Genomic DNA, 17,548 nt, shown 5'->3' with positions numbered 1-17,548 from the left:
CAGGCCCCTGCCTTCCGGCAGGGGCCTGACCATAGGCACACGCGACGGCATGGTGCCTTGGCGGATAAAGTTCGCGGGCGCGGGGAGGGTTTCCTCGCGATCACAGGGAGTCACGTGAACTTCTTCGCACCATTCATCCGCCGGCCGATCGGCACGTCGCTGCTGGCGGCGGGCCTCCTGCTGGCCGGTACGCTGGCCTACCAGTTGCTCGGCGTCGCGGCGCTGCCGTCCATCGACGTGCCGGCCGTGGCGGTGTTCGCCCAGTTGCCGGGCGCCAACGCGCAGACGATGGCATCGACCGTCATCGCCCCCCTGGAGCGCCACCTCGGCCGCATCCCCGGGGTGGACGAGATGTACTCCAGCAGCAACGACTCCAGCGGATTCGTGCGTGTGCGCTTCAACATGGCCCGCAACACGGACGCCGCCGCGCGCGACGTGCAGGCCGCGATCAACGCCTCGCTGGCCGACCTGCCCCAGATGCCGGCGCCGCCGCAGTACTTCAAGTTCGACACCAGCCAGATCCCGGTGCTGCTGGTGACGCTCACCTCCAAGACGATGCCGCCCGACCGGCTCTACGACATCGTCGATACGCAGATGAAGCCGGCGGTGGCGCAGATTCCGGGCGTGGCGCGCGTGCAGGTGTTCGGCGGCACGCCGCATGCCGTGCGCATCGAACTGGACACCCGCGCGCTGGCCGCCAAGGGGCTTACCGCCAACGACGTCGGCAATGCGCTGCGCGCGGCCAACGTCACCTCGCCGCAGGGCCTGTTGAGCGACGGCAAGACGCAGATGACCGTCATCGCCAACGACGGCCTGCACGAGCCGGAGGAGTTCGCGCGCATCCTCATCGCCTCGAAGAACGGCACGCCGGTGAGGCTGTCGGACATCGCCAAGGTCTACAGCGGCCAGCAGGACCAGTACCAGGCGGCGTGGTTCCAGGGCGAGCGCTCGGTGACGATGCAGATGAGCCGGCGCCCGGAGGCGAACGCCATCGCCACGGCCGAAGCCATCCGCGCGGCGCTGCCGCGTTTCCGCAGCATGCTGCCCGCCGACGTCGAGATCACCCCGATCTTCGACCTCACCCAGACCACGCAATCGGCACTGCACGAGGTCAAGGTCGCGCTGCTCATCAGCATCGTGATGGTGGTGCTGGTGATGCTGGTGTTCCTGCGCCGCCTGGGGCCGACGCTCATCGCCACGCTCAGCGTGCCCCTGTCGCTGGCCGGTGCGTTCGTGGTGATGTGGACGCTCGGCTACACGCTCAACACGCTGTCGCTCATGGCGCTGGTGCTCTGCATCGGCTTCGTGGTGGACGATGCCATCGTGGTGATCGAGAACATCGTGCGACACATGGAGAACGGCTCGGAGGCCATGCCCGCGTCGCTCGAAGGCGTGCGCGAGATCGGTTTCACGGTGATCTCGATCACGCTCTCGCTGGTGGCGGTGTTCGCGCCGCTGCTGTTCGGCAACAGCCTCATCACCAAGCTGCTGCGCGAGTTCTCGGTGACCCTGGCCGCGGCGGTACTGATTTCCGCCGTGGTATCGCTGACGCTCACGCCCGCGCTGTGCGCCTACTACCTCAGGCACGACGAACCCGGGCGCCAGCCGGGCCGCATGGAACGGGCCCTGGAGCGCTTCGACAAGGGCTTCCTGCGCCTCTACCAGCGCGGGCTCGACTGGGCCATGCACCATCGCCGCCTCATGCGCTGGCAGCCGCTCATCCTGCTCATCGCCACGATCGGTCTGGCCATCGCGGTGGTGAAGACCGCGGGCGGCAACTTCATGCCCGACGAAGACACCGGCATGCTGCAGGTGCAGGTCAACGCCGACGCCAATATCTCGCCCGAGGTGCTCACCACGCGCCTGAAGCGCGTGGCCGAGATCATGCAGAAAGACGCCACCGTCGCCGATGTCACGGCCATCCTCGGTGGCGACAACGGCGGCGCCGTGGGGAGCAACGGCGTGATGTTCGTCGACCTGAAGCCGAAGGGCAACGGACCGAACGAGCGCAAGGAGTCGTTGAAGTCCATCGTCGAGCGCCTGGGCAAGGAGTACGACAAGCTGCCCGACGTGCAGGTCTTCATGACGCCGATCCAGTTCCTGGGTGGCGGCGGCGGCAACAACAACCGCGGCCAGTACTCCTTCCAGCTGGTGAGCACCAGCGGCGAAGATCTCCAGCCCTGGACGCTCAAGCTCGTGCGCCACCTGCGCGGACTGAAGGAATTCCGCGACGTCGGCAGCGATTTCGACGTGACGGGCAAGCAGCAGATGCTCGAGGTGGACCGTAACGCCGCCGGCCGGCTCAACGTGAGCCTGGGCCAGGTCGATACCGCGCTGTACGGCGCGTTCGGGCAGAGCCAGATCTCGGTGATCTACTCGGACATCAACCAGTACTGGGTGGTGTTGACCGCCGCCGCAGCCGAAACGCTCACCGCCGACGCGCTGCTCAACACCTACGTGAAGAGCAGCACCGGCAAGATGATCCCGCTGTCGGCCGTGGCGAAGATCGCGCCGCGTGCCGCCCCCACCTCGGTCACCCACCAGAACCAGCTCGAATCGGCCGACATCACCTACAACCTCGCGCCGAAGATCACGCCCGACAAGGCCACGCCGCTGGTGGAACAGGCCGTGCGCGCGATCCACCTGCCCGAGGGCATCCGCATGGACGTCACCGGCACCAACCAGCGCATCCGCGACGCGCAGTCCAATGGCATGGTGCTGCTGATCGGTGCCATCCTCGCCGTCTACATCGTGCTGGGCGTGCTCTACGAGAGCCTGATCCACCCACTGACGATTCTCTCGACGCTGCCGGCCGCGGGTTGCGGTGCCTTCCTCGCGATGCTGGTCACGCAGACCCAGCTCACTCTGATGGCGATCATTTCAGTGCTGCTGCTCATCGGCATCGTGAAGAAGAACGCCATCCTCATGGTCGACTTCGCGCTGGTGGCCGAACGCGAACACGGCATGTCGCCGGTGGAGGCGATTCGTCAGGCCGCGCTGGTGCGTTTCCGCCCGATCACCATGACCACCCTCGTGGCGATGGGCGCGGCGTTGCCGCTGGCGATCGGCTTCGGCGTGGGTTCGGAAATGCGTCGCCCGCTGGGCATCGCCATCGTCGGTGGCCTGCTCGTGTCGCAGTTGCTCACCCTGCTGAGCACGCCCGCCATCTACCTGTTCAACCACGATCGCAAGGAGCGCAAGGCGCGTCGCAAGCACCGGCGCATGCTGCGTCGGCGCTACAAGCGCTGGCTTGCGATCCGCAAGGGCAAGAAGAAAAGGTAAAGAAAAGAAGGGCGCCGAGGCGCCCTTCTTTTCATACCGCCGCGGCGGCGGGAATCATCTTCGCCCGTTTCCACCGGCCGCTCTGGTAATACACCGCGGCGATGGCCAGCGATACCACCGAACTGACGGGAAAGCTCCACCAGATGGCGTCGGCGCCCCAGCTGGGTCCAAGCAGCACCGCGAAGGGATAGCGTACGCCCCACATCGAGATCGCCAGCGCCGCCAGCGGCATCATCACGGCACCGGTGGCGCGCACCACGCCGAACAACACGAAGGTCACGCCGAAGAGCAGGTACGACCACACCACCAGGCTGTTGAGATGGCGGGCGATGCCCAGGGCCGTGCTGTCCGAACCCAGGAAGATCGAGGCGGCCGCGCCGGCGAACACGTAGACGACGAGCACCAGCGTGCCGGTGAGCACGAGGCTGGCGAGGATGCCGACGCGACCGATCGAGGCGACGCGATCCCAGCGATGCGCGCCGACGTTCTGCGCCACCATCGACGACACCGCCATGCCCACCGCGAACGCGGGCATCTGGATGTAGTTCCACAGCTGCACGGCGGCGCCGTAGGCGGCCGTGGTCTGCGAGCCGTGTTCGTTCACGAGCGACATCATGATGATCGCCGACGAGGAGATCACGATCATCTGCGCGCCCATCGGCAGGCCCTTCAGCACCAGGGCCTTCAGGATGGCCGGATCGGGCTTCAGCAGGCCGATGTCGCCCGCGCGCAGGCAGAGGAAGTGCTGCTTGCGGTACATCCAGAACACCAGGCCGCCGAGCGAGAGCACCTGTGCGATGAGCGTCGCCACCGCCGATCCGGCGATGCCCAGCGCGGGCACGGGGCCCGCGCCGAAGAGAAAGAGCGGGTTGAGCGCGATGTCGAGCACCACGGACACGATCATGAAGGCGAACGGCGTGCGCGAGTCGCCCGCGCCGCGCAGCACCATCATGAGAAACGTGTAGAGATACATGAAGGGCAGGGCGAGGAAGATGATGCGCAGGTAGGCGATGGCGAACGGACGCGCATCGTCGGGGGTGCCCATCGCGTGCAGCATCGCCGGCGTGGCGAAGTAACCGGCCACGGACACCACCAGCGACACCGTCACGAAGAACGTCAGCCCCGTGCCGACGACGTGCCGCGCACCGTCGACGTCGCGCGCGCCCAAGGCCTGGCCGACCAGGATGGTGGTGGCCATGCCGATGCCCAGCACCACGCCGAGCAGGAAGAACAGCACGAGCGTCGCGTTCGCCGTGGCGGCGAACGCCGCCTCGCCGAGGTATCGACCCACCCACATCACGTTGACCGAGGCGTTGAGCGATTGCAGTACGTTCGTGCCCAGCATCGGCAGGGCGAACAGCAGGAGGGTCCGCGTGATCGGGCCCTCGACCAGGGCATTCCCGGCGGGGCGGTTCATTCGGCACCTTCCGCGCGCGTGGCGAGCGTGGTCACGTAATCGCGCACGTCGTCGGGCCACGCGGCGATCCATTCGGCGAAGCGCTCGGGTTCATGCCGGTGGAAGGCGCGGGAGGCTTCCTCGTAATGGGGCAGGTCGCCCGCCAGCGCGAACATCACGCGGTCCACCGCCTCGCGCCGCTGCCGCCGCCTGTCGGCGGGCGCGGCGTCGCGGCTGGCGGTTTCGACGAGGCGTCGCAGCGCCACCGACGCGCCGCCGGGTTGCGCGGCGAGCCAATCCCAATGGCGCGGCAACAAGGTGACCTCACGCGCCACCACGCCGAGACGCGGTCGGCCCGGCCCGCGTTTGACGGGAGCGTCGGGTTCCGGCGACATCAGGCGCCCGAGCACCTCCTGGAGAGCTCCCCGGTAGTCGACGTCGCGCGACCGGCCGGTGGTGTCGTCATAGATGATGGGCTGCGCGTCCGGATGCTCGTCGAGCAGGGATTTGCACTGTTCGGCCACGAGCGGGAGCGGGCCGGAGGCGATAAGGCGATGGCCGTCGAAAGCGGTGTAGGTCGTCATGGCGCGCATATTACCCGGGCTAAATGCGTGCCGCAATACTACCCGGGTTAAATTCCGCCAGGTCAGTGGGTTCCCCACGCATAGCTGTCCATCGACAGCACGCCGTAGGTGATACCGCCATCGATGGCCTTCGGCGCGTCCCCACCTGCCGCCCCGACGGCCACGAGCAGCGGCAGGTAATGCTCCTCGGTCGGATGCGCCCGGATGGCACTCGGCGCGAGGCGGCGATAGGCCAGCAACGACTTCACGTCGCCCGCGAGCACGGCCTCGCGGCTCCACGCGGCGAACTCGACGGCGTATGCCGCGTTCACGCCATCGCGGCGCACCTCGTAGAGGTTGTGCGTGAGGCTGCCCGAACCGACCACGGCGACACCGCGATCGCGCAGGCCGCCCAGCGCCTCGCCGAGCCGCAACGCGCCGGCCGTGTCGAGGTTGTGCGGCATCGATACCTGGATCACCGGCACGTCGGCATCGGGGCGCAGGTAGCGCATCGGCACCCAGGCACCATGGTCGTACCCGCGCTCGTCGTCCACCGTCGTCGCGAAGCCGTGGTCGATCAGCAGCGACGCGGTTTCCGCGGCGAGGGACGGCGCACCGGGTGCGTCATAGGTGAGCGAATAGAGCGCCGGGGGGAAGCCGCCGAAGTCGTGGATGGTCGAAGGCGTGGCCGCGCCGGTCACCCGCACGCCGCAGGTCTGCCAATGCGGCGAGACGACGACGATCGCCCTCGCGTCCGCCAGGTGGCTTTCACCCAGGTCGGTCAGGCGGGAGCCGAGCAGGCCGGGCTCCAGTGCGAAGGTGGGAGCACCGTGGGAGGCGAAGATGGCGGGCGCGCGAGTCATGGGTGAGCACCGTGGGGAAGGGGCGGGGGATGGCCACCTCACCAATGTAGGTGTTCGTCCGGGCGCGATAAATCCATGTTTCGCGAACGCATTGGCGCCCTATCGAAACGATGGCCCTCTTAGGACGCCACCGGATCGAGCGGAGCCGGACGCGCGCCCAACTGGTCCAGCGGCACCGCGCGCGAGAACAGCCAGCCCTGCATCGCCGTGCAACCCTCCGACAACAACCAGCGACGCTGCTTCTCGGTCTCCACGCCCTCGGCCACCACTTCGAGGTTGAGGCTGCGCGCGAGGAAGACGATGGACCGGCAGATCGAGGCGTCCACGTCGTCCTGCAAGAGCGTGCTGGTGAAATGCCGGTCGATCTTGATCTTGTCCAACGGCAGTCGCGACAGGTAGGTGAGGTTGGAATAGCCCGTGCCGAAGTCGTCGAGCGCGATGCTGACGCCCATCGCGCGCAGTTCGTGCAGGGTGCGGATCGCCCGCTCGGGCTCGAGCATGAAGGCGCTTTCGGTCAGCTCCAGTTCCAGCAACGAGGCGCTCGCGCCGGTTTCCATCAGTGCCTGGCGCACCTCGGCCACCAGGTCGGTATGCGCCAGCTGCATCGCCGACACGTTCACCGCGACGCGGCAATGCGGCCCGAGCACCTCGGCCACGCGACGCTGGCGGCGACAGGCCTCGCGCAGCACCCACTGGCCGATCTGCACGATGGCGCCGGTTTCCTCCAGCAGCGGCACGAGGCGGTCGGGCGAACCGAGGTCGCCCGGAGCCGACGGCCAGCGCAACAGGGCTTCCACGCCGATGACGCGGCCGTCGTCGCCCGAGTGCTGCGTCTGCCAGGCCAGCGACAATTCCTGGTCCAGGTGCGCGCCGGACAACCGCGTGAGCACCGTGAGCCGCGCCATCGCGGTGGCATGCATCTCCGGCGAATAGCGCTTCCAGGTGTGGCGGCCCGAGCGCTTGGCGTCGTACATGGCCGTATCGGCGTTGCGGATCAACGTATCGGCATCGGCACCGTCGCGGGTGGCGAAGGCCACGCCGATGCTGCACCTCAGGCGCTGGACCGTGCCGCCGACCTCGAGCGGTTCCTCGATGGCGTTCTGGATGCGCGGAAGCACGTCGAGCGCCTTGGCCGGCGAACAGGTGAACGGCAGCATCGCCACGAATTCGTCGCCGCCGAAACGGCCCACGTGGCCTTCGCCTTCCAGGGCGTCGCCCAGGCGCAGCGTGATGTCACGCAGCACCTGGTCGCCCAGTTCGTGGCCGAGCGCATCGTTGATGACCTTGAAATGGTCCAGGTCGATGAACAGCACCATCAGGCCCGAACCGTCCCGCGTGCTGTTCGCGATCATCCGTTGCAGGGTGCCGCGCAGCGAGCGACGGTTGGGCAAGCCGGTGAGCTCGTCGTGGGTGGCCTGGTAATTGAGGCGCTCCTCGTAGCGACGCTGCTCGGTCACGTCGCGCACGATCACCAGCGTGCCCCGGCCGCCGTCGCGCACCTCGGACAACGCCAGCTCCGCCTCGAAGGGCATGCCTTCCTCCGGTTCGAGCCAGGCGGTGACGCTGGCGCTCTCGCCACCGCGACGGATGGCGTCCAGCGCATCGTCATCCATGAACGCCGATGCCTCGCGGCCGACCAGCGTGCTGCCTTCGCGGCCCAGGCGCTGCTCGGCGAGGAGGTTGGCGTATTCGATACGGTCGTCGCGCACGATCACCAACGGCAGCGGCACGCGCGCCAGCAATTGGCGATAGGCGGCTTCGCTGGCGGCGAGGTCGCGATCGCTGTCGCGCAAGCGAAGACGCGTTTCGTGCAGGTCGGTGATTTCGGTGATCGTGCCGGCCAGGATCGACGCGCCTTCCTCGTCGGTGATGCGCGCTCCGCGCATGGTCACCTGCACCTCGCTGCCGTCGGGACGGCACAGCCGATGCTCGATGTCGTAGGGGCCGTCGCCGTGGTCGAAGCGATGCAGCCACTCGACGATCAAGGGCTGGTCGTCGGGATGCACGAGCTTGTAATAGGTGCCCTGGCGCCCCTCGACGCGCTCCGGCGGCAGGCCCGTGATCTCATGCACCTGACCGGACCAGGCGATGGTCCCGGTGCTGAGGTCCGCCTCCCATAGGCCGATGTGGCCGGTGCGTTGCACGTCGCCGAGGTGGCGCGCGGTGCGGGTGAGCGCGTCCACCAGCCGTACCTGGCGGCGATAGGCACGGGCGAACAGCGCGGCGCCGACGTTGAGGACCAGCACCAGCACCAACGTGGCGAGCATCGAGGGTTGCGCCTGGCGCATCCAGTCGTCGCGCACGCCGGCGCGATCCACGCCGATCACCACCACGAAGGGATAACGCGCCGACGCCGCGCGTGCGAAGAGGTGCTCCGCGTCTTCGTCGGAAACGGCGCCCCCGGCGATGGCCGGCGCGCCATGCCAGGGGGGAATGCCGTCGTCGCGACAGCTGACGAAGAAGCGGCCCTCGGGCGAGAACACGGCCATGCCGGCCCGGCCCAGCATCATGTGGCGCATGCCCTCGCGCACGCGCGCGGCCTCGATGAGGGTGCCGACGGCCGACGGATACGCGACCCGCGTATCGACGATCACGCGAAGGCTCGCGGCCATCGTGGGCGTGGCGGGGCTGATCGACACTCGCACCCCGGTGCCGAGCACCGTGCGACGGGGGACGTCCATGCTGGGCCTCCAATCGACGCTCGACGTGCCGACGGCGGCGACCGGTTCACCCTGCGCGTCGAGCGCGACGAAACCCGGCAGTTCGGGATGGCGCGCCAACACTTCCGTCAGGTGCTGACGAAGCGAGTCCTCCGCGGGTCCGTCAATGGCGTTGCGCAAGGCCAGGAGCGGGCCGAGGCTCGAGTCGATCTGCTGGTCCACGATCCGGACCAGCGCGCTCGCCGCCGCGGAGGCCTGCCTGCGCTGGCCGGCGAGCATGCGCTCGTAGCCATCGACCTGGAGCACGGCCACCAGCGCCACCACGCCGACCGACACCGCCAGGGAGACGGCCCACGTCGCCAGCCGTACCTGCCGGGCGCGCGCGTTTCTCGCTCCTGTTGGTCTGCCCCATCCCACCGTCCCAGTAACCCCGTCGTCCCGCTGAACCGCCCATGCCGACCGTCGGCATGGGGCACTCGTTGCGTCATTAACGGCAGGCCCGCGGCGGTCTTGAACGCACGCCACGGTCCGTATTGTCAAAACTCCGCACCCGCATCTTCCTACCATGTGTAGGAAAAATCTCAGCCCACCCCTTTATTCACGCAGGGTGAACACCATTTACCGAACGATTCAGTTCACAAACCTCCAGACCTCAAGGATTTTCGTCCCCATGCGCTCGTCCCGCCTCGCCCTCGGCGCTCTCGCCGCCCTGTCCCTCGCCGCCGCAGCCGCTCCGGCCGCCGCCGCCCACCTGGAAATTCAGGGCGGCCGAAGCTACATGGACGACCATGGAACGCCGGCCTTCTTCATCGAGTCGATCTTCGAACCCGAGCAGATGGGCCAGAGCCGCTTCACCTGGTCGCCGGACATTTCCATCGGCTACATCAAGGGCCGCGACATCGGCCGCTACCGCGATTCCCACCCCGGCGTGACCAACAACGTATGGATCGGCGCCGCCGGTGCGCGCTTCCACTACGGCAGCGCCGGCGACTGGTATCAGCCGCTGTTCTTCAGCTTCCAGGTGGCCGGCACCGCCGGCGGCCGCACTCAGGCCCTGTCCAGCGGCTACGAGTTCGTCAGCACGCTGGGTTACCAGTGGAAGAACGTCAGCTTCCAGGTTCGCCACATCTCCAACGGCAGCTTCAAGGAGCCGAACCGCGGCGAGACGATGGCGCTGGTGGGTGTGGGCTTCGATATCTGATTCTTACGAAAGCCTTCGCAAGAAAAAAGAGCCCGGTCGGCGACGGCCGGGCTTTTTTGTGGCTCGGCTTCCGCCATCGTTTTGGGTCCTTGGCGTTGAGGTACGGAGCAAGAGTGTATCTGCCCGTCATCCGAACTCACTCCTCAAGTCCGCGCGTACTCGCTCACCTCACCGGACCTACCCCTCACGTCGCTCCTGCGCAGGCAGGAGCCCAGCGCCTTGAACCCGGTCATCGCGGAGCAGTCATGCGGCTCGTAGCTCAAACGCCATAAAAATGCCCGGCGACACGATGTCACCGGGCATGTCTTACGACGATTCGCAGGACTCACTACCCGATCAGGAAGAGATGCAATCTATCGATTCCGAATCATGGCTCCCGGCTTCGCATTTTCGTCTAGAACACCCGAGAGAAAAGCAAGATCGATACGTCCACCGATATCAACAAACTTCCGCTGCAAAACAGCGCTCCCAGCCGTGTAATACTGAATTTTTAGCTGCTTGTCACCTACCCACAAAAGGTTGACCCCATAGGCTGATTCATTACGCACAGCATCATATAGAATCGCTACAACCTGTTCTTTAGAACACATCGACCCAGTCGGAACGACGCAAATCCGATACGTGTATGACGTCGTAGCGCCCTGATTCGTTTCCAGTACGATGGCATCTGCCCGATTAGACGGGCTAGATTTACGGGCAACCTCGTCCCCCTCGTCGCTACACCCCAACAGCGTCGCAACCGGTAGCAGTATCCACCAGCGCTTCCCTTTCACAACGCAATCCATACCACCTCTTTTATCACTGGCTTGAAGTACCGCTACAGGGACGAAGTGACCAGAGAAACAAATAGCAGCGGGATACTGAAGACATTCTTCATGATCCGTCCTTGATCTTCGGTGGAGAGGAAGCGATCGGCATAGCGTTTCGATCCATCGAAGCTTCGTGAATTCCGCCTTTTCGCGATAGAAGATCAGGTCGATGTCCGCTGTACGGCGGTGCCCGTGTCCATATGTGGGTGCCACCCCGGCGCCCTTTCACTTGGCGAGACGTCAGGCAGCCAAGCATGAAATGCTGTTCGTCGGTCGCTCATCATCTTCGCTTCTTGCTCCGGCACATGAGGCAACGTTTGCTACCGGGACTAGCAAGGCCATTCGCCGCAAATCAAAAAAGCCCGGCGACCTGATATCGCCTGGCTTCGGTTCGCAGCGAAAGCCGATGTGATGCTGTCGCCTGCTCTGACGTGAGGCGCTGGGTTCCTGCCTGCGCAGGAACGACGTGAGGGATAGGAGGGGTAAAGTATTCCGAGGGCACCGACTCCGTATCGTCCGCGAACGGCAGTTCGCCGGCCGCACCACGAAGATCATCGGCACTAAGGTTTGTACCGGGCCCTGCAATGCCATTCGCCGCAAACGAAAAAGCCCGGCGATCCGATATCGCCGGGCTTCGTTTCGTAGCAAAAGCCGATATGGTGTTGTCGCCTGCTCTGACGCCGGGCGCTGGGTTCCTGCGTGCGCAGGAACGACGTGAGGGGTAGGGAAGGGCTTAGTGTCCCGAGGCTGCCGGGCCAGCTTTCGCCGCGAATGGCGGCTTCGCCAGCCATACCACGAAGATCAGCGCCATGAAGATGAAGCCGAGCAGTTCGAACACTTCATTGAACGAGATCTGGTAGCCCTGCTGCGTGATCGCTTGGTTCAACGCGGCGGCCGCATACGTCGGATCGCCGTGGCCCATCTGCGCCAGCGCCTGCTGAGCATCGGGGTTGTACGGCGTGATGTTCTCGGCCAGCCGCTCGTGGTGCACGATCGCGCGGTGATCCCACAGGAACGTGGTGAGCGACGCCGCGAAGCTACCGCCCAACGTACGCAGGAACGTCGCCAGGCCGGAGCCCGCCGCGATCTCGCGTGGTTGCAGGTCGGATAGCAGGATCGACAGCACCGGCATGAAGAACAACGCCACGCCGAGGCCCTGGATCAGCTGCACGCCGGCCACGTGGTAGAAGTCCACGTCGAGGTAGAAGTCCGAACGCATGAAGCAGGTGGCGCCCATCACGATGAACGCGCCCGATGCGAGGATGCGCAGGTCCACCTTGTGCGCGTAGCGGCCCACGAACGGCGTAAGGATCACCGGCAGGATGCCCAGCGGTGCGGCGGCGAAACCGGCCCATGTCGACGTGTAGCCCACGTTGCGCTGCAACCACTGCGGCACGAGCAGGCCGATGGCGAAGAACGCCGCGTAGGCCAGCACGAGGCACAACGTGCCCATCGCGAAGTTGCGATGGCGGAAGAGCTTGAGGTTGACGATCGGATCCTTGTCGGTGAGTTCCCAGATCAGGAACACCGCCAGGCCGATCGCGGCGATGATCGCGGTAACGACGATGAAGGTGGAATTGAACCAGTCCTCGTCGTTGCCCTTGTCGAGCACCACCTGCAACGCGCCTACGCCGATGATGAGCGTGATGAGGCCGACGTAATCCACCTTCGGCTTCTCGGTGGTTTCCGGGCGTCCCTTCATCTGGTTGGCCACCACCATGCTCGCGAAGATGCCGATGGGCACGTTGATGAAGAAGATCCACGGCCAGGTGTAGTTGTCGGTGATCCAGCCACCGAGGATCGGGCCCGCGATGGGCGCCACCACGGTGACCATCGCCAGCAGCGCGAGCGCCATGCCGCGTTTGGCCGGTGGATAGATCGAGATCAGCAGCGACTGCGTGATCGGGTACATCGGACCCGCCACCGCACCCTGGATGGCGCGGAACAGGATCAGCATGCTCATGCTCTGCGCGATGCCGCACAGGAACGAGGCCAGCGAGAACAGCAACGTGGCCCACACGAACAGCTTGGTTTCGCCGAAGCGGCGGGTGAGGAAGCCGGTGAGCGGCAGGGCGATGGCGTTGCTCACCGCGAACGAGGTGATCACCCACGTGCTCTGGTTGGAGCTGACGCCCAGGTTGCCCGCGATGGTGGGCAGGGAGACGTTCGCGATCGTGGTGTCCAGCACCTGCATGAAGGTCGCGAGCGACAGTCCCACCGTGGACAACGCCAGATTGGGCGGTCGAAATTCGGTGCTCATGGATAAGCCTGGTCGTTGGAGGACGTGTCGAAGAGGCGTCGGGGTGCGGCATGCGCCGCACCCCGGTCACGCGCTTACTTCGGCGCCTTTTCCTGCTCGCCTTCGCCGGCCGACGCATTCTCGTGGATCACCTTGGCGATCTCGGCGTCGGCGCCCGCAAGGCGCTGTTCATATACGTCGGTGGAGAACTCGGGCTGGGTCGGCGCCTGCTTGGCCAGCAGCGGGCCGTTCTGGTCGTGCAGCGACACCGTCACCTTGGTGGAGAGGCCCAGGCGCAACGGCTTCTCGTCGAGCTGTTTCGGATCGGTGAACACCACGCGAACCGGCACGCGCTGCACGATCTTGATCCAGTTGCCGGTGGCGTTCTGCGCCGGCAGGATCGAGAACGCGCTGCCGCTGCCGATGCCCAGGCTGCGGATCTTCGCCTTGTACACCACGCTGCTGCCGTACAGGTCGGCGGTGACGTCCACCGGCTGTCCGATGCGCATGTGCTCCATCTGCGTTTCCTTGAAGTTGGCGTCGATCCACACTTCATGCAGCGGCACCACGGCCATCAGGGCCGCACCCGGCTGCACGCGCTGGCCGAGCTGCACGCTGCGCTTGGCGACGTAGCCGTCCACCGGCGCCACGATCACGGTGCGCGCTTCTTCGAGCAGGGCGTTACGCAGCTTGGCGGCGGCGGCGCGCACGTCGGGATGCGAAGCGACCACGGTATCGTCGACCAGCACCTTGCTGGTGCTGTAGCTCTGCTTGGCCGAGGCCAGGCTGCTTTCGGCGGAGGTCAGCGTGTCGAGCGCGTGGGAGAGTTCTTCGGCCGAGATGGCCCCCGACTTCGCGAGGTCGCGGCGACGGTTGTAGTCGGCACGGGCGCGATCGACGGCGGTCTGACGAACCGAGACATCGGCCTGGGCCGAACTCACGTTGTTGTAGAGGCCACGCACGCGACGCACGGTGTTGGCCAGCTCGGCGCGGGCGCTCTCGACCTGGATCTTCGCGTCGCTGTCGTCGAGTTTCACCATCACGTCGCCCTTGTGCACGAGGTCACCGTCGTCGGCGGTGATCGAAAGCACGGTGGCGGCGATCTGCGGCGTGATCTGCACGACGTTGCCGTTGACGTAGGCGTCGTCGGTGTCCTCGTACCAGCGGCCGTCGACGTAATACCAGACGGTCCAGGCGATCGCGGCGATGACGATCAGCACGACGAGAAGCTTGAGGAAGAACCCGCGACGGCTCTTCGGGGGCGGCGCGACGACGGCGCCGGCGGGGGCGGTGGTTTCTTGTGACATCGTTAGCTGCCTTGGGTAACTGTGATCAGTGGTGTTCCGGCGCCGTCGAAGCGACCGGCTGGTCGCCCGCCTCGGGGCGGAAACCGCCGCCGAGCGCCTGGATCAGTTGAACGGAGGTATCGACCTGCTGCGCCTGGAGCGAGGCCAGGCGCTGCTCGGATTCAAGCAGTTGCTGGCGCACCACGAGCGAGTCGAGGTAGCTGCCGACACCGGCCTTGTAACGCTGCTGGGCGAGGTCGTAGGCCTGCTGGGCGGCATCGCGGGCGCGCTGCTGCGCCTGGAGCTGAGTGCCGACCGAATCCAGCGCCGAGAGATCGTCGGCCACCTCGTTGAGCGCGCCGACCAGGATCTTGTTGTACTGGGCCACGGCGAGGTCGTATTGGGCGTCCTTGCTCGACAGGTTCGCGCGCAGGCGGCCGCCGTCGAAGATCGGCAGGCTGAAAGCGGGCAGCACCTGCCAGAAGCGGGCGCGCGAGTTGAACAGGTTGCTCGACCCGCCGGCGACCTGCGCGGCGAGGATGCCCAGGCTGACGTTGGGCAGGAACTCGGTCTTGGCTGCGGCGATGTCCTTCGACGAGGCCTCCACGCGCCAGCGCGCGGCGACGAGGTCGGCGCGATGGCCGAGCAGGTCGGCCGGCAGGTTGGCGGGCACCGCGACGGCGGTCGGGTTGAGGGTGGCCGGGCGCGCGATGTCGAGGCCACGATCCGGGCCCTTGCCGAGCAGCACGCTGAGCTGGCTGCGCGACGCGTCGATGGCGCGCTGGGCCACCGCCATCTCGCGTTCGGCCGACGCCACTTCGCTGTCGGACTGCTTGACCTGGATCTGGTTGTCGACGCCAGCGGCGACGCGCTGGCGCGTCAGGTCGCGCGAGGCGCGACTGCGATCCAGCTCGGCCCTGGCGACGTCCATCTGGGTGAATGCATAACCCAGCTGCACGTACGCGCGGGCGACGTTGGTGGACAGTTCGATACGCGCCGCGCGGGCGTCGATCTCGGCCGCGTGCTGCGCGCCGACCGCCGCTTCCCATGCGTCGCGCTTACCGCCCCAGAGGTCGATATCCCAACTGAAGTTGCCGTAGCCGTACTTGGTCCAGGAGAAGTGGTTGCCCAGCGGCGCGGGGAACAGCGTGCCCGGCAGATGCGCGCCGGCCACGCCCGCGCCCACGCTGGCGTCCGGGCCGCGCCCGGCGTTGGCCGCGTCGACCTGGGCCTGGGCCTGGCGCACGCGCGTATCGGCGGTGACGAGGTCCGGATTGTCCTTGAGCGCTTCTTCGATCAGCCCGCTGAGCTGGGCGTCACCGATGCCCGTCCACCAGTCGGCGGCGGGCCAGTTGGCCGGCGACACCTTGGCCAAGCTGCGCTCGGCATGGAGCGTGGACGGGTCGGTGAGCCTGCCCTGCGGATCCAGTCCACGGCTGGTGACGCAGCCGGAAAGGATCAATGCGGCCCCGACGGCCGCCACGAGAGTGTGCAGACGCATGCGTTTTGCCTCGAACGTGTGGGTTCAGTCTTTGTCGCGAAGCGCGTCGAGCACGCGCCCCAGGTAATCGTGCAGTTGCTCGCGCTCGGTGGCCGACAGGCCCCGTTGCGCCCGCTCGAGCGTGGCGGTGTTGCTCTCGTAGAGGTGCTTCCACAGCGCCTCGCCCGCCTCGGTCAGTTCGATGCGCAGGGCGCGCCGGTCCTGTTCGTGCGGCTGGCGGCGCAGGTAACCCTTCGATTCGAGCTGGTCGAGTTGGCGGGTCATGGCACCGCCGTCGAGATCCACGGCCCGGGCCAGCTCGGTGGCGGTCATCGGACCGCAGGCGGCCAGGCGCTTGAGCACGTGGAACTGGGTGAACTTGAGGTCGGCCCCTTGCGAGGCGAGGTCCGTCTCGATCGCGCGGACGATCTCGCTGCGAACCATGCCGATCAGGGCACCAAGGCTTTCGCGACCGTCCGGCTGGGGGCAATACATGTTCATGGCCGCATATTCTATTGCCCGAAATATAGTTGTCAAGGCAAATATACGGGGTTCGAATAGTTCAGGTTTCTACATATTCAGGTTTTCGTCGGCGAGCATCGCGGCGAGGGCCGGATCCTTTATGTCGAACAGTTCGAAAACACCCAGCGCCCGCAGGGTGGGCAATTGCGCCAACAGGCGCGGTTCCAGCCTGCGGAGCCGGTCTTCGGGGGTGCCCGGGTCGAGCATGGCATGCGCGCAGGCCACGAACGTGACCAGGGCATCGCCCGCTTCGCGCCCCTCGGTGGCTTCAGACAAGTCGGTGGTGACGAGACGGATCATGGGGACCTCCGGCGTCGGTTGCCCCTTGCACGGCCGTCAGGACGCCGCACGGGGCAGTTACTTGGGGAAGCAAATGTTAGCCGTGATAGGTAAAGGCCTGATAACGTTATCCGGCCAACTTATGTCGAGGATGGGCCAAGATGCACGATGAGCGCCTCCACCAACTCCTGGAAAGCCCGGACGGTCCGCCGCTGATCTGCTACGAAGCGCGCGGCGAGATTCCCCTGAAGGAAACCGAGTGGCATCGCCATGTGCGCGGGCAGTTCTACTACGTGGAGGAGGGCGTGTTCGTCTCGCGCACCGAGCGTGGATCCTGGTTGCTCCCGCCGCGCCGCGCGGGCTGGATGCCGCCGGGCGAGCTGCACACCGTGAGCATCGCGGGCCCCAGCCTGGCCTGGGGCGTGTTCATCGCACCGTCGATCGCGGGTTGCCTGCCCGACAAACCCTGCGTGATCGGCGTGGACGACATGCTGCGCGAGATCATCAAGCGCGCCGCGCGCTGGCCGCTGGACAGCGAGACCACGCCCGAACGCGAACGACTGCTCGCCGTGCTGCTCGACGAGATCCGCCGCGCGCCGGAAGAGGAGCTGCACCTGCCGATGCCGGTGGACCGCCGCCTGCGCCGCATCGCCATGGCGATGCTGGAGAATCCCGACGACACGCGTGGCATCGACGAGTGGGCGAGCTGGGCGGGCATGTCCACGCGCACGCTCACGCGACTGTTCCGCGAGGAAACGCAATGGAGCGTCGCGCAATGGCGCCAGCAGGCACGCCTCACCCGCGCGCTGGAACGCCTGGCGGTTGGCGAGCCCGTGGCGGTGGTGGCCGACGCACTCGGCTATGCCACGCCCAGCGCGTTCGTGGCGATGTTCCGCAAGGCCTTCGGCGATTCGCCGGGGCGTTACCTCGCACGCCAGGCCTCGGCCTGAAGAAAAGGCGGCATCGAC

General features: G+C 66.5%; 12 protein-coding genes. 3 read left to right on the top strand and 9 right to left on the bottom strand.

The genetic code is table 11. The features are described 5' to 3' along the window. Positions 1-114 precede the first annotated feature (114 nt). Entirely contained in the window at positions 115-3,282 is a 3,168-nt protein-coding gene (locus JNG39_RS12340) for an efflux RND transporter permease subunit (protein ID WP_368311726.1), read from the top strand. A 31-nt stretch (positions 3,283-3,313) separates the two neighbouring features. Here JNG39_RS12340 and JNG39_RS12335 read toward each other — a convergent pair whose 3' ends face one another. From JNG39_RS12335 to JNG39_RS12320, 4 genes are all read right to left on the bottom strand, one after another. Further along, positions 3,314-4,699, bottom strand: coding sequence for an MATE family efflux transporter (locus tag JNG39_RS12335; RefSeq protein ID WP_368311725.1), 1,386 nt, complete (start codon positions 4,697-4,699; stop codon positions 3,314-3,316). After that, positions 4,696-5,262 carry a DUF2239 family protein gene (locus tag JNG39_RS12330; protein ID WP_368311724.1) on the bottom strand — a complete coding sequence of 189 codons (567 nt, stop codon included), beginning with the start codon at positions 5,260-5,262 and terminating at the stop codon, positions 4,696-4,698. Before JNG39_RS12330 ends, JNG39_RS12335 begins: the two co-directional genes overlap by 4 nt. A 62-nt stretch (positions 5,263-5,324) precedes the next feature. After that, on the bottom strand, positions 5,325-6,104 hold the full coding sequence (locus JNG39_RS12325; protein WP_368311722.1) for a dioxygenase: 780 nt from the start codon (positions 6,102-6,104) through the stop codon (positions 5,325-5,327). Positions 6,105-6,223: 119 nt separating this feature from the next. Beyond that, the gene (locus JNG39_RS12320) at positions 6,224-9,181 is read right to left on the bottom strand and encodes an EAL domain-containing protein (RefSeq protein WP_368311720.1); all 2,958 of its coding nucleotides are present in this window, start codon (positions 9,179-9,181) and stop codon (positions 6,224-6,226) included. A gap of 253 nt (positions 9,182-9,434) precedes the next feature. On the opposite strand from JNG39_RS12320, the gene JNG39_RS12315 reads away from it, so the two are divergent. Then, the gene (locus tag JNG39_RS12315; RefSeq protein ID WP_368311719.1) at positions 9,435-9,965 is read left to right on the top strand and encodes an acyloxyacyl hydrolase; all 531 of its coding nucleotides are present in this window, start codon (positions 9,435-9,437) and stop codon (positions 9,963-9,965) included. 1,542 nt (positions 9,966-11,507) lie between these two features. Here JNG39_RS12315 and JNG39_RS12310 read toward each other — a convergent pair. From JNG39_RS12310 to JNG39_RS12290, 5 genes are all read right to left on the bottom strand, one after another. Continuing rightward, positions 11,508-13,034, bottom strand: coding sequence for a DHA2 family efflux MFS transporter permease subunit (locus JNG39_RS12310; RefSeq protein ID WP_368311717.1), 1,527 nt, complete (start codon positions 13,032-13,034; stop codon positions 11,508-11,510). Between the two features lie 74 nt (positions 13,035-13,108). Continuing rightward, a complete protein-coding gene (locus tag JNG39_RS12305; protein WP_368311716.1) occupies positions 13,109-14,320 on the bottom strand; it encodes an HlyD family efflux transporter periplasmic adaptor subunit in 1,212 nt (403 codons plus the stop codon). 25 nt (positions 14,321-14,345) lie between these two features. Continuing rightward, positions 14,346-15,800, bottom strand: coding sequence for an efflux transporter outer membrane subunit (locus JNG39_RS12300; protein ID WP_368311714.1), 1,455 nt, complete (start codon positions 15,798-15,800; stop codon positions 14,346-14,348). 24 nt (positions 15,801-15,824) lie between these two features. Then, positions 15,825-16,280 carry a MarR family winged helix-turn-helix transcriptional regulator gene (locus tag JNG39_RS12295; protein WP_368311713.1) on the bottom strand — a complete coding sequence of 152 codons (456 nt, stop codon included), beginning with the start codon at positions 16,278-16,280 and terminating at the stop codon, positions 15,825-15,827. Between the two features lie 69 nt (positions 16,281-16,349). Then, positions 16,350-16,601 carry a hypothetical protein gene (locus JNG39_RS12290; RefSeq protein WP_368311711.1) on the bottom strand — a complete coding sequence of 84 codons (252 nt, stop codon included), beginning with the start codon at positions 16,599-16,601 and terminating at the stop codon, positions 16,350-16,352. A 140-nt stretch (positions 16,602-16,741) separates the two neighbouring features. Here JNG39_RS12290 and JNG39_RS12285 point away from each other — a divergent pair, with 140 nt between their 5' ends. Then, the gene (locus JNG39_RS12285; protein ID WP_368311710.1) at positions 16,742-17,530 is read left to right on the top strand and encodes a helix-turn-helix domain-containing protein; all 789 of its coding nucleotides are present in this window, start codon (positions 16,742-16,744) and stop codon (positions 17,528-17,530) included. Positions 17,531-17,548 lie beyond the last annotated feature (18 nt).

This window comes from Luteibacter sp. CQ10, from assembly GCF_040900725.1.
In the GTDB taxonomy this organism is placed as follows: Bacteria; Pseudomonadota; Gammaproteobacteria; order Xanthomonadales; family Rhodanobacteraceae; genus Luteibacter.
The sequence above is the reverse complement of the archived record's forward strand: the minus strand, read 5'-3'. Positions and strand labels throughout refer to the sequence as shown.